The sequence below is a fragment of the Parahoeflea alexandrii genome, assembly GCF_024105735.1.
GTDB classification, from domain to species: domain Bacteria; phylum Pseudomonadota; class Alphaproteobacteria; order Rhizobiales; family Rhizobiaceae; genus Hoeflea; species Hoeflea alexandrii.
Genome location: NZ_JAAAML010000003.1, coordinates 436,864 through 448,940, shown reverse-complemented (window position 1 = coordinate 448,940; position 12,077 = coordinate 436,864). Strand labels below are relative to the sequence as shown.

The 12,077-nt window shown below is 62.8% G+C and carries 13 protein-coding genes; 5 read left to right on the top strand and 8 right to left on the bottom strand.

The features are described 5' to 3' along the window. Position 1: 1 nt before the first annotated feature. Positions 2-1,276 carry an NAD(P)/FAD-dependent oxidoreductase gene (locus tag GTW23_RS17050; RefSeq protein ID WP_252916656.1) on the top strand — a complete coding sequence of 425 codons (1,275 nt, stop codon included), beginning with the start codon at positions 2-4 and terminating at the stop codon, positions 1,274-1,276. Positions 1,277-1,426: 150 nt separating this feature from the next. Then, on the top strand, positions 1,427-2,038 hold the full coding sequence (locus GTW23_RS17045) for a LysE family translocator (RefSeq protein WP_152009356.1): 612 nt from the start codon (positions 1,427-1,429) through the stop codon (positions 2,036-2,038). 125 nt (positions 2,039-2,163) lie between these two features. Here the strand turns inward: GTW23_RS17045 and GTW23_RS17040 are convergent, their stop codons facing one another. After that, positions 2,164-2,397 carry a hypothetical protein gene (locus GTW23_RS17040; RefSeq protein WP_252916655.1) on the bottom strand — a complete coding sequence of 78 codons (234 nt, stop codon included), beginning with the start codon at positions 2,395-2,397 and terminating at the stop codon, positions 2,164-2,166. Between the two features lie 149 nt (positions 2,398-2,546). On the opposite strand from GTW23_RS17040, the gene GTW23_RS17035 reads away from it, so the two are divergent. Then, entirely contained in the window at positions 2,547-3,704 is a 1,158-nt protein-coding gene (locus GTW23_RS17035; RefSeq protein ID WP_152009358.1) for a hypothetical protein, read from the top strand. Positions 3,705-3,828: 124 nt separating this feature from the next. Here GTW23_RS17035 and GTW23_RS17030 read toward each other — a convergent pair whose 3' ends face one another. The 4 genes from GTW23_RS17030 to GTW23_RS17015 form a co-directional block, all read right to left on the bottom strand. Beyond that, positions 3,829-4,611: an MOSC domain-containing protein gene (locus GTW23_RS17030; RefSeq protein ID WP_252916654.1), complete on the bottom strand. Its 783-nt coding sequence runs from the start codon at positions 4,609-4,611 to the stop codon at positions 3,829-3,831. Positions 4,612-4,629: 18 nt separating this feature from the next. Continuing rightward, positions 4,630-4,887: a hypothetical protein gene (locus GTW23_RS17025; RefSeq protein WP_252916653.1), complete on the bottom strand. Its 258-nt coding sequence runs from the start codon at positions 4,885-4,887 to the stop codon at positions 4,630-4,632. A gap of 84 nt (positions 4,888-4,971) precedes the next feature. Continuing rightward, positions 4,972-5,838, bottom strand: coding sequence for an NAD(P)H-binding protein (locus GTW23_RS17020; protein ID WP_252916652.1), 867 nt, complete (start codon positions 5,836-5,838; stop codon positions 4,972-4,974). Between the two features lie 5 nt (positions 5,839-5,843). After that, positions 5,844-6,860 (bottom strand): NAD(P)H-dependent flavin oxidoreductase, encoded by a 1,017-nt coding sequence (locus tag GTW23_RS17015; RefSeq protein WP_252916651.1) that lies wholly within the window; start codon positions 6,858-6,860, stop codon positions 5,844-5,846. A 128-nt stretch (positions 6,861-6,988) separates the two neighbouring features. Between GTW23_RS17015 and GTW23_RS17010 the strand changes: the two genes are divergently transcribed. Next, positions 6,989-7,930: a helix-turn-helix domain-containing protein gene (locus GTW23_RS17010; RefSeq protein ID WP_252916650.1), complete on the top strand. Its 942-nt coding sequence runs from the start codon at positions 6,989-6,991 to the stop codon at positions 7,928-7,930. Between the two features lie 80 nt (positions 7,931-8,010). On the opposite strand, the gene GTW23_RS17005 is transcribed toward GTW23_RS17010, so the two are convergent. From GTW23_RS17005 to GTW23_RS16995, 3 genes are read right to left on the bottom strand one after another with little or no spacing between them, the layout of a single operon-like run. Continuing rightward, the gene (locus tag GTW23_RS17005; protein WP_252916649.1) at positions 8,011-8,352 is read right to left on the bottom strand and encodes a DUF1491 family protein; all 342 of its coding nucleotides are present in this window, start codon (positions 8,350-8,352) and stop codon (positions 8,011-8,013) included. After that, entirely contained in the window at positions 8,349-9,281 is a 933-nt protein-coding gene (locus tag GTW23_RS17000; protein WP_252916648.1) for a peptidoglycan-binding domain-containing protein, read from the bottom strand. Before GTW23_RS17000 ends, GTW23_RS17005 begins: the two co-directional genes overlap by 4 nt. Further along, positions 9,256-11,154, bottom strand: a complete 1,899-nt coding sequence (locus GTW23_RS16995) for a sensor histidine kinase (protein ID WP_252916647.1) — start codon at positions 11,152-11,154, stop codon at positions 9,256-9,258. Before GTW23_RS16995 ends, GTW23_RS17000 begins: the two co-directional genes overlap by 26 nt. Before the next feature lie 469 nt (positions 11,155-11,623). Between GTW23_RS16995 and GTW23_RS16990 the strand changes: the two genes are divergently transcribed. Continuing rightward, the gene (locus GTW23_RS16990) at positions 11,624-11,947 is read left to right on the top strand and encodes a DUF5330 domain-containing protein (RefSeq protein ID WP_152009367.1); all 324 of its coding nucleotides are present in this window, start codon (positions 11,624-11,626) and stop codon (positions 11,945-11,947) included. Positions 11,948-12,077 lie beyond the last annotated feature (130 nt).

Sequence of the window (12,077 nt, the reverse complement as noted above, 5' to 3'; positions counted from 1 at the left end):
CATGACAAAAGCTGATATTGTTGTCCTCGGCGCCGGTCTTGGCGGCATCTCCATGGTCTTCGACTTGAAGGCCGAGCTTGGAAAGAACCACCGGATCATTCTCGTCAACAAGACCGAGAGTTTCCAGTTCACCCCCTCCAACCCGTGGGTCGGAGTCGGCTGGCGGGAAAAGGGCGACATCACGATCGAGCTGGCGCCGCTGATGAAAAAGCACGGCATCGACTTCGTGCAGGCCTCGGCGAAGAAGCTGCACCCCGAGGACAACCGGATCGAGATGGAGGACGGCAGCTCGGTCGGTTACGACTACCTGGTGATCGCCACCGGTCCGGAACTGGCCTTCGACGAGGTCGAGGGACTCGGTCCCGACGGCCACACCCAGTCGGTCTGCACCGTCGATCACGCCACCCGCGCCAATGTCGCCTTCGAAGCCTTCTGTGCCGATCCCGGCCCGATCATCGTCGGCGCGGCCCAGGGCGCGTCGTGTTACGGCCCGGCCTATGAATACGCCATGATCCTCGACAAGGAACTGCGCAACCGCAAGATCCGCGACCGGGTGCCAATGATTTTCGTCACCGCCGAACCCTATGTCGGCCATCTCGGCCTTGGCGGTGTCGGCGACACCAAGGGCATGCTCGAGCACGAGATGCGCCAGCGCAGCGTGCGCTGGATCACCAATGCCAAGGTGGAAAAGGTCGAGGCCGGCACCATGACGGTATCCGAACTCAATGACGACGGGACCGAGAAGACCAAGCACGCGCTCGATTTCAAGTATTCGATGATGCTGCCGGCCTTCCGCGGCATCGGCGCGGTGCGTGACATCGAGGGGCTGGTCAATCCGCGTGGCTTCATCATTGTCGACAAGCACCAGCGCAACCCGAAATATCCCAACATTTTCGGCATCGGCGTGGCAATCGCCATTGCGCCCTTGGAAAAGACCCCGGTGCCCACCGGCGTGCCGAAGACCGGCTACATGATCGAGAGCATGGTTCTGGCAACGGCCAGGAACATCAAGGCGCTGCTCGAGGGACGCGAGGCACGCGACGAGGCCACATGGAACGCCTTCTGCCTGGCCGATTTCGGCGACCGTGGCGTGGCCTTCCTGGCACAGCCGCAGAACCCGCCGCGCAACGTCAACTGGGCGTCCGAAGGCATGTGGGTGCATCTCGCCAAGGTGGCGTTTGAGAAATATTTCCTGCGCAAGGTCCGCAAGGGCATCACCGAGACCTATTACGAAAGCGCGATCATGAAGATGCTGGCGATGCACAAGCTGAAGTAGCTGCGCCCAACCGGCAGCTGATGGCCATCCACACTGCGGTTGAGCGAGTTCCGTGGACTGGCATCGAGCCATGCGGCAAGCAAGGGCAGGCATTCCAGGCTTGATGTCGCCGAGTGAATGGCAATAATCATCCCCGGAAAAGAGGGCTTTATGGAACTGCCGGCCTTGTTCATCTTCGCAGGCGCGCTTCTGGTCGCGGCCGGTTCACCGGGGCCGAGCATTGCCGCGCTCGTGGCCCGGGTAATTTCACGCGGGGCCGGAGATGTGCTGCCCTTTCTGGCCGCGATGTGGATCGGTGAAGCGGTCTGGCTGACGCTTGCCGTGTTCGGCCTCGCCTCATTGGCACAGAGTTTTCACCTCCTGTTCGTCGCCATCAAATGGCTGGGGGTAGCTTATCTGCTCTATCTGGCCTGGAAAATGTGGATCGCGCCAGTGGCCGTGGGAGAGGAAGCCATGCCGGAACGCGGTTCGGCCCTGCGATTGTTTGCGACCGGTCTGGCGGTGACGCTGGGCAATCCGAAGATCATGATGTTCTACATGGCGCTGCTGCCCTCGATCATCGACCTGACGCGGCTTACGCTGACTGGGTGGGGCGAACTGGTGGCAACCATGCTGGCGGTGCTGGTGGCAATCGATCTTGCCTGGGTGGCGCTTGCCGCACGCGCCCGGACGCTTCTCAGGAGCCCGAGGGCGATGCGTCTGACCAACCGCCTCAGCGCTGGATTGATGACCGGTGCAGCAGCCGGAATCGCGTCAAGATGAGAGGCGTTGCGATTGACCGCGTTGCTGGCTGCAAACTGTAGCCGCTCCCCCCTAAGGGCCGCTCCTCAAGGGAGTGAGGCCGTCTCCTTGGGCGTCTCCCGCCCTGGACCAGAAACAGCCGCTTCTCAACCCGTCTTGCCGCGCCGCCTTTTCTTGCCTGTCGGCTTGTCGGGCGCAGTGTCGTCAAACATCGGTTCGTGACCCGCGGGTGCGGGCAGCGCCGCCATCGCAGACAGCGGTTCGCGGCGCACGCCGGTGAACAACAGAACCTGAGCTGTATCCGCGCCCGCTTTACTTGTGGACCGGGCGGGATTTGCCTTGCGGCATCGCGACTGATCGAAGGTCAATATTGTCGTCATTTCTGGACTCCAACTCGGTGGAACAGGAAATACGCTCGACATTCTTCTCCTTGCTAAATTGCATCAAGCCATTACTTGGTTAACAGCTCGCTAACGGTTTAGGTATAAATTGCGGCAAGTGTGTTGTTGCGTTTGAGTAAGGTGTGCCCGTGTCAGACAATTTCCGCGATCTCGAACGACCCGATGGTGTCCGCCGCAAGGATGCGGTGCTGATGGCCGCCATCAGCGGTCTTGAGTGCCTCGACCATCCCTCGCGCCAGGATCTGGCCCGGTTTTCCCGCCTCTTCATGCCGCTCTACCGGGAAGCAGGCCTGGACACCCGCCGCACTGCGTCGGCAACGCTGTCGCGCCTGTCGCGGGTTCCCGAGGACGTGGCGGAGATGCTGATCAACGAGCCGATCGCGATTGCAGCACCCTTCATCGTGCATTACCCACTCCTCAACGAAAACGCCCTGACCCGGGCGGTGATGCGCCATGGCGCGCCGCATGCGCGGGCCGCCGCGCGGCGCTCGGATCTTTCACCCAAAGCCATTGCCAAGTTGCAGGAACTGAAGGATCCGTCGGTGGACGGGCTCCTGGTGCTGCGCGGCCTGATCCCGGATCCGGCTTCTTTAGCAGTGCGCGAGCCGGAGAGCGGTTCGGCTCCCAACACCAGGCCGACGGTCGATGCGCCGCCGCTCGACCCCAGCGAGAAACTCCGGGCGCAGCTCAAGGCCATGGTGGCAGCAGCAAGCCCAACCCCGAAATCGCCGCTGAACCGGCCGACAAGCCCGCGCAAGCCGCTCGCAAGCGATGCGCTGGCGCCCGGCAGAACCAAGCAGGATGCCGCCGTCACATCGGCTGCGGCACGGCGCCGGGTCGGCGATGTGCGGCTGGCGCAGCTCGCCCGTCATGCTGTCACCGATCAGGAGAGCTGGTTCGCCACTTCACTGGCGGACGCCATGGGCGCGAGCTATGCACTTGCCGAGCGCATCATGATGGACCTGTCGGGCCGGCAGCTGGCAACCGCCCTGATCGGTCTGGGTGCGCCCGAGAGCACCATCAAATCGGCACTCGAGAGTTTCTTTCCGCACCTGGCCAAGCCGTCCGTCAAGCATACGCTGGCGACCGACCTGATCGAGGAACTCGACAGCGACAGCTGCGCCGCGCGGCTTCAGGCCTGGCAGCGTGCCGACAGCTACACCAATGGCGCCGCCGCGCATGTGCCGGCGCTCGCCGACGGCAAGCCGGTGCGGCAGGACAGCGACCGGCGGATTTCGCCACGCGACGTGCGTCACCGGGTTTCCACCTCGCGCAAGGCCGGCTGAGACTGGGCGTGCTGAACGTCATGTTGAAAGATTGATTCAGGCAGCTTTCAAAGCGATTCACCAGAATGGATCAACCCATTGATCCTGAATGGTTTCTTACCATGAAAGCCGTTGACGCCGGAGACTAAGCGTCAATCAGAACGACCTCGTCCCCGACCGAGATCACGCCGTCGTTGAGCACCTCGGCATAGATCCCCATGTCGAAATGGCCATAGGCCTTCTTCAACAGGTTGGGCAGCTTCATGTCGCGTTCCGCGGTGTCGGGATTGACCTCGGTGGCAAGGCAGCGCTGGGTCCGGTGCAGGATGTTGAAGCTCACCTCCCCCACCCGGAAATGGCGCCCGACGAGATCGAGCTCGCTGAAGGCCGGCCAACCGTCAAAGACGATGTTGCCGCGGAACCGCCTTGCATCGACCTCGCGCCCGATCTCACTCTCGAAGGCGCGCACGGAATCGAGATTGATGAAGGAGATGGCGTTCATCAAGGTGGTGGAAGCGACCGAGGCATCGGTAAAACGGTGCGGAAACGCAGACGCAAAGAACGGGACTTCCTGCTCTTTCAGGCCGAGCAGCCTGGTGAGAAATTCGCTCGCGCCGTCGGCGCCCTCCTGCGTGTTCATGTCGAACCGCATGTCCGCCGCGTCCTTCGTCCGGATGGTCAGGACGCGGCTCTCGGGATCGAAGCCGGTTTCAAGGCCGGCAAGCCTTGCATGCTGCAACAGCACGATGAAATTGTGCTTGGGCAGAGGTTTCGGGTCGGCCGGATCGAAGCCGCTGCTGGCTTTGGCAAATCCGAACAGGCGGTCGCCGGGAAAGCCGTCGCCGGTCTTCAGCGGCGCGCTCTGGTGTGCCTGCGGGCTCAATCCCTTGATCGGGAAGCTCGAAAGCGAAACTATCTTACCATTCATCTGTGTCTGTCCTTCAGTTCAATAGGGTTTGTGGGCGCTGCCGGGCACAGGGCCGGCGCCGTCACCGCTCATGCCGCCGACATAGGGGTCAGTGCTTACGATCATCGTCATCCCGTCCTGTATGGCATGATCTTCCGTGTTGCTATCCTCCAGCTTCACACCCATGGCCTTGGCGAACCTGACATTCAATCGGGCAACGATGGTGAAGGCTGTCTCTGTTTCGAGCCAGGCAAAGGCTTCGATCACCGCCTGGGTGCCAGGAAATTGAGGATTCACGTCAACAGTGCTCCCGGTCGCGGCCGTGGCAGCGGGCACGGCAGATTGTTACCGCCGGACACACGCTGCAGCAGGGATGTTTCATCATGGCTGAAAGCTTTCAAGGTGTTCCTTCAGGAACGCATGCAGCGTGCGCGGCTCCCTGCCGGTCACATCCGCCACGTCAGTCGTAACCTGCTGCTGCGCGCCGTGTCTGATCGCCACCATCAGGTCGACGAGCAGACTGGTTTTCCAGCGCGGCATGCCGGTCAGAAACGGCATGACCAGCCTGGCAATCGGCACGGGTGGACTCATGTAGCCGATCTTCAATCCGAGCAGCGCGGTGAGCTTTTCGGTGACGTCGGCAAAGCCGTGGGCTTGCGGTCCGGTGAGCGTATAGGTCCTGCCGGCATGTCCCGGCCCGGTCAAGCACTGCGCTGCCACCGCAGCGATGTCGCGGACATCGACCATCGCAGCCCTGCCCTTGCCCATCGGTGCGGTGATCGCCTTCTTTTTTGCGACATCGCCGCTCATCAGCAGCAGTGACTGCTGGAAAAAGGTGGGCCTCAGGATGGTGAAAGCGAGTCCACTCTGTTCAAGCGCCAGTTCAACAGTGCGATGCTGGATGCCGAAGCTCACCGGCGGGTTGAGGCCCGCTGATTGCGCGGAAAGCTTGACCACATGCGGCGTGCGGTGATCGCGCAGGCATTTGATCAGCGCGGCCTCGGTCCGGTCCTGATCCTGGGCGTCCGAGGAGGCTAGGAACACGGCGTCGAATCCGGCGAGGCGGGGACCGAGTTCATCGAGGTTGCGGATATCGCCGGCAACAGGCGTGATCCCGCGCTGGATCAGCCGGCCGGCGGCGGCATCACTGCGGGTGACGCCCGAGACCTCGTGGCCGCGCGCCAGGAGCTCGCCACACAAGGCCGACCCAACCTGACCGGTTGCGGTGAAGACCAGTATCTTCGACATCGAGGTCAAGCCCCGTATTTCGACAGGAGCTTTTTGGCCTCGGTTGCCATGCGCGCAACAACATCTGCAGCTGGCGGCAGATCATGGATCAGGCCAAGGCCCTCACCCGCCAGCATCGGCAACTCGTCGAATGAACCGGTCGCGCCCTGCATCGGCACCATGTTGGTGAAACGATGCAGCGGCACCTGCTGACCCAGAAGGTCCATTTCGCCGATCTGCGGGTGGTGCTCGGCGCCAACCGCGATCTGATCGACCCTGTCGTTCCATTCACTGACAAGCGGGGTGCTGAGAACACGGATCGGATTGAAATCAGGGTGCTCCCTGCCGAAGACATGGGTGAGCTGCGTGCCTGTCGTGTCGCAATCAACAATTCGCTGCTTGTACTCCTGGGCAACGGCAGCTTCCCTCGTGGCTACGAAGCGGGTGCCAATCCAGGCGCCGTCCGCCCCAAGCATCAGGGCCGCGGCAAGACCGCGGCCATCGGCAATGCCGCCGGAGGCAAGCACGAGCGCCTTGTCACCCACCGCATCCACCACCGCGGGTGTGAGCGCGATGGTGCCGGCGGTACCGTAATTGTGGCCACCGGCTTCCGAACCTTGTGCGATCACGAGGTCGATGCCGTCGGCGACCGCGGCGATGGCTGCCTCGACGGACCCGACCTGTTCCCAGACATCGATGCCTGCTTCATGCATCTGGTCGATCCACGATTTCTGCGGATGACCCCAGTGAAACGAGACTGCCCTGGGCTTCATCTCGCACATCAGGTCGATATGTGCCTGTGAGGTGAAAATGGTGATGAAGTTGACATGGTAGGGCCGCGATGTGCCTGCGTTCATGCCGCTGACAAGCATCTGCACGCCCTCGGGCGGAATGATGCCGACGCCGGCGATGGAGCCCATTCCGCCCGCCTCGCTCACCGCGATTCCGAGCGGCGGCGTCATGCCGGCAAAGGCCATTCCGGCCTGAACGATGGGAAAGGAAATGCCGTATTTTTTTGTAAGCCGGGTGCTGATCGATGTCATTGCTGGTCCCTCGAATATTGTTTTTTTCGGTGCAGCCAGCGAACGGCATCGGCCCGATGCTGGCAAGAGAGCCACTTGATCGAGAGTGCACTTTGACCTTTACTGCGTGCAGTCCGGAGACGATTTGAATGCATCTGGAGCATCCGCATCCCACACACATGCCGCCGAAGGTCTGGTCCACGACAGGCCTCGCGCGGCCGTTCAGCTACTGGCAGGAAACTGTCAGCCAGGCCTACACAGCGCTGTCGCCGGAGCCCGTCGACAGCAACCCTTTCCACGGGCAGATCAAGCTGTTCGAGCTTCCCGACAATGCCAGCATCTCCTCGATCAAGGCTGGCGCGCAGGTGGTCCGGCGGACACGGCAGGACATCAAGCTCAGGGGCTGTGAAGCGGTTTTCGTGAATTTCCAGCTGGCCGGGCAAAGCGCGATTTCGCAGCGTGGCATAGAGGCGAAACTCGATGCGGGATCACTGGTACTGCTCGATGCGACCGAGCCGTTCGCGATGAAGTTCAACCGGGACTTCGAGCAGGTCTGCCTGCATCTGCCGAAATCCGTGCTTGAGGAGAACGGCATACGGGTGTCGAATTTCATCGGACGCGCCATCACCCGGCAATCGGGCTTTTCCGCGCCGCTGTTTTCCGCCATCGACAGCCTGACCGGCGGCATGCCGGCGCAGCACGTGCTGCCGGGACTGATGCAGATGCTGTGCTTCGGATTGTCCGATGCCCGAAGGAATACCGTTGCAGATCAACATCTTGTAACGGTCCAAAGCCATATCCGGCAAAGGCTCTCGGAGGCCGGACTGTCGCCTGGTGTGACCGCAAGCCATTTCAGGATCTCGACGCGGCACCTGCACAAACTGTTTGCCCGGGACGGAATGACATTTGGTAAATTCGTGCTCGATGCGCGGCTTGAGGCCTGCCGCAAACGGATCCTCGCCTCGCCCGACGAACCGATCAGCGATATTGCCTTTGCCCACGGCTTCCAGAGCCAGAGCCATTTCTCCCGCGCCTTCCGGCAGAAATTCGGATGTTCGCCGAACCAGCTGCGCAAAGCAGGCCGCGGCTGAGTGTCCCGCTTGCAGTGAAGCGGACGGGAAGGTCAACGATCTGGCGGGATCTGGATAACGCAATGCGCGTAAACGAGGTCCTATTCCTCGATGAAGCTGAGATAGGTTTCGGGGCTGTCGGTCTCGATTTCGACCACCCAGAAATCGGGATCGAACCTTGCCTCGCGGGCGAGCATTTCGTTGACTTCGGCTTCTTGAACGCGGGTCTTGCGGAGTTCGAACAGCCGGGTCTCCGGATGATCCTCGTCGAAGGCCGTCTGCGGCGCAGGTGCAGCCAGGCTTTCGGTTCCGTCACGATGCCGGATGCGGACAAAGATGGCCCCCGCCTCATCCGAGCCGTGCCGCTCCACCGCCGCCATGCCGCCATCCGAGAAGACACGGCGCGTCAGGGCCGCGACGAAGATGCCGGCCTTCAGTCTCACAGCGCGCCGATCTCGAGCAGCTTGTTGAGCACGGTCTCGTTGGGTTCACCGGTGACAGGCAAGCGGTAATGCTTCTCAAAGGCGCTGATCGCGGCGCGGGTCTGGGACCCGGCAACTCCGTCGACGGTGATGTCGGCATAGGCGATGTTGGACAGGCCGGACTGAATCTGCCGCACCAGTTCACTCGGCCCCTCGGCGGTCACCGCAGGCAAGGTGACAGGTTCGCCGGCCCGGGTGTCGGACGCAACCGCGGGCGCAGGCCGCGGTATCGGGGCCGGTCTTGCCACCGGCTGGGCACTGGTCACCTCGACGGGAGCCGGCTGTGCGCCGGCCTGGTCCATGATCGCAAGCAGCGCCGTGGTCGCCTCACCGGTCTCGGTGTAGCCATTGGCCTTTTCCCAGGCGCGGATGGCGGCAGCGGACTTCGGGCCCATCAGGCCGTCGATCGCACCCTGGTAAAGCCCCTTGCCGGCAAGGATGGTCTGGATCTGCGTCAGCACCGGATCGGCGGCCGGAACTACCACCGTTTCCGCGGCGAGCGGTGCAGCCGGAGCAATTGCCGGCGCCGGGGCGGCATTGGGAACCGGGATCGAGGCGGTCGGCGTGTCGTCGCTGCGCTCGATCCGGTAAGTGGTCACGGTCCGGGTCGGAACGCTCTTGATAAGCGGGGTCAGCGCGTCGCGCTTTGCCGCGGCGAGCGGAACGGAGGACGTGCCGACATCCCTGGTCTTGAGAATCGGCGCGGGATGCTGACCGGGCTGATGCCACAGCGCATTTGTGGCGACGAAGCCGAAGATGACCGCAAACGCGACGCTGCCCCCGGCGAGCGAGGGATGCGCGGAAACCAGCGCGCCAAGCATTCCGAGAATGCCTGGCCCCTTGCCGTTTTCATCATCATACAAGTCAGGCGATACGCGCTGTCTCGGCATAGTCTTCATTCCTGGTTTCTTCATCAATTCGTACCAGCCGTCCGGCGGGCATCGGAGTGGCCTTCGGCAGGTACGGCGGAAACACCGTTGCCGGATCCTCCGCGGAGTTGGCCGACTGCCTGTTGGCGCCGGAACCGTCGGCGGGGAGTTCGATGGTCACGACGGTGCCCTCGCCTTCGGTGCTTTCGATCGAGAACGCACCGCCATGCAGATCGACTAGCCCCTTGACCAGCGAGAGACCGAGGCCGGTGCCTTCATAGTGGCGACCAAGCTCGTTCTGGGCCTGGACGAAGGGTTCGCCGATGCAGGCGAGCTTGTCGGCAGCAATGCCGATGCCGGTGTCGCTGACAATCAGTTGCAACCGGCCGTCGCGAATGGCCGCATCGACATTGACCACGCCGCCGGGCTCGGTGAACTTGATGGCGTTGCCGACCAGATTGATCAGCATCTGGTGGACGGCGCCGCGGTCGGCCACCACTTCGCCGACGCCGCGCGCCAGCCTGCGGGTCAGCGTCACGCCGCGGTTGGATGCCTCCAGCCGCAACATCGCGTCGCAACTGTCGATGACCTCGCCGATCGGGAACGCCTCGACGAAGACCTCGTAACGGCCAGCCTCGATCTTCGACATATCGAGCATGGTGTTAACCAGCGACAGCAGATGCTGCCCCGACTGGTGGATCAGGCCGACATATTCGCGCTGGCGCTCATCGCCCAGCTTGCCGAACAGCTCACGCGCGAGAATGTCGGAAAACCCGATGATGGCATTGAGCGGTGTGCGCAGCTCATGACTGACGGCCGCGAGGAAGCGGGTCTTGGAAGCATTGGCGCTCTCGGCCTGCTCGACCACCGCGCTGGCGTGGAAATGATCCGCGACCTCGGCGGTTATATCGCGGGTCTGTGCCAGAATGCCGGTGAAGCCGCCGTCCTCGTTGCGTTCGGCCGCCAAAGCCACGGCGACATGGACGAATTGCGAGGTCTCGCCCGGGCAATCGAACCGCAGTTCGACATGGCTGCGGCTTTCGCCACGGCGAAGGCTGTCGACGGCATCAAGAAAGGCGATGCGGTCGGCGACATGGATGCGATTGATGAAGCCCGTGCCGCTGACATCACCAAGCTTGGAGGCGAACTCCGCCTGGTCGGCGCCCGCGACCCGGACAACGTTGCCGCGGGCATCATGCAGCGTCAGCAGGCCGGGCAGACGGTCGAGAACATTGTCCCCGTCAGACCCGGACCTCTCCGGTGCAACCTTGACCGCCGGGACCGCCGGAACCGCAACGGGGGCCGGACCCTGCAAAGTGAAGGCGAGGCCTCGCGCGAGCGCGTAGAAGACAGATGCCATCGTTGCGGCGGCCTGAGCGCCAGCCGGAACGGCAGAGGCGTTTCCGCCGAGATCGAGTGCCATGATTGCCAGGCCGGCCAAGGCTGCCGCGACGAGGCCCGCGACCAGGCCTGAAAGCTGTGTTGACCGGATTGACGCCTCAAGCGGCAGCAGGGCAAGCAAGAGCATAAACGGAGAAGCCATGCCGCCGCTCAGCGTTGCCAGCAACACCAGCGCGACCGCAACTCCACCAAGTGCTGCGCGGCCGGCGAGGCGCTCAGAGCCGGTAGCGGCCAGCAATCCGGCGGCGGCAACCGGCAGCGCGGCAGCGGCCAGCGCACCCGACACCGCGTAGGGCCAGGCGAAAGTCGTCAGCAGAACCGGAGCAGCCAAAAGCGGCGCGACAATGATGCTCGACAGGCAGCCGGTCATCGCGCGGACCCTGCTCTCCTGGGCATCAGCATCGGCACCGGGCGCAACCGAACCCAGCCAGGACTCGGCGGTGTGCCGTCCAGCCAGCTTGATTCTGTCGATGAGATCGTCAAATTTTGTCACTGCCGAATCCGTACACGCCGCAGTTGTTTGTTGTTTGGTCAACATTGTCATTGCCGGCTTAAGGAAAGGATAAGCCGGACCGTCCGAAACCGCCTGAACGGACAGAATCCGGTGGTGCAAACCCATGCTGGACCGTCTTTGGCGAACATGGTTAATCGTTGCTTTCGGGCGGCAAGCGGTGCGGGCCATCCCGCATCGGGTCAGCAGAATCCAGCCAATCGCGGGTTTTGGCAGGTTCCTGCCGAACAATGCCCCTGCCTGGCAGGGCACGGTCCTGGCGCGATATGGCGCGGATTTCGCAGCTCGCCGCGCCTGCCAGGCATTTAGCTAAAACTTTCGACAAATTTGGCTCAAAACCTATCACCCGCTTCAAACCGGCCTTGAAGATTTTGCATCATGATGCCGGTCAAGTTCGGGACAACCCGGGCATTTCCGCCCAAAGACGGCGGGCAAAAGGAAGGGCTCAACAATGTGGTTTCTGATAAAGGGAAGTTTCTGGTTTTCGCTCGTGCTGATCACCTTGCCGGTGCTCGATTCCGGTTCGCGGGAAGCACTTGAAGGCGCACCTCAGCTTGAGGTCGGCCAGAGCATGGCGGCGGCCGTCGAGGCGCTGGCCGACATCAAGCAGATCTGCGAGCGCAAACCCGACATCTGCGAGACCGGCAGCGAAACTTTCGCTGCGCTCGGGGTGCGCGCCCGCGAAGGCGCCCGCATCGCCTACCAGTTTCTCGACTCCAAATTCGCCGACGGCGAACCCGATCTGGTGACAGGCTCGCTGCCGGTCACCAACTAATCTTCCCGGTCCCCGCTCCGTTGCGGAGCCAGGTCCGGGTTGTCCGCCTGTAAGTTAGATGATGCTAGACACTGCCAACTCAAGTCGCGTCTGACGCGCCGCCGCCGGGAACAGCCCTTCCTCCCGGCGG

Excerpts from the sequence above, each read along its gene's own strand:
- GTW23_RS17040 (WP_252916655.1), bottom strand. The coding sequence starts at position 2,397 with ATGACGACAATATTGACCTTCGATCAGTCGCGATGCCGCAAGGCAAAT.
- GTW23_RS17050 (WP_252916656.1), top strand. The coding sequence starts at position 2 with ATGACAAAAGCTGATATTGTTGTCCTCGGCGCCGGTCTTGGCGGCATC.
- GTW23_RS17000 (WP_252916648.1), bottom strand. The coding sequence starts at position 9,281 with ATGCCGAGACAGCGCGTATCGCCTGACTTGTATGATGATGAAAACGGC.
- GTW23_RS16990 (WP_152009367.1), top strand. The coding sequence starts at position 11,624 with ATGTGGTTTCTGATAAAGGGAAGTTTCTGGTTTTCGCTCGTGCTGATC.
- GTW23_RS17015 (WP_252916651.1), bottom strand. The coding sequence starts at position 6,860 with ATGACATCGATCAGCACCCGGCTTACAAAAAAATACGGCATTTCCTTT.
- GTW23_RS17030 (WP_252916654.1), bottom strand. The coding sequence starts at position 4,611 with ATGAATGGTAAGATAGTTTCGCTTTCGAGCTTCCCGATCAAGGGATTG.
- GTW23_RS17045 (WP_152009356.1), top strand. The coding sequence starts at position 1,427 with ATGGAACTGCCGGCCTTGTTCATCTTCGCAGGCGCGCTTCTGGTCGCG.
- GTW23_RS17010 (WP_252916650.1), top strand. The coding sequence starts at position 6,989 with ATGCATCTGGAGCATCCGCATCCCACACACATGCCGCCGAAGGTCTGG.
- GTW23_RS17020 (WP_252916652.1), bottom strand. The coding sequence starts at position 5,838 with ATGTCGAAGATACTGGTCTTCACCGCAACCGGTCAGGTTGGGTCGGCC.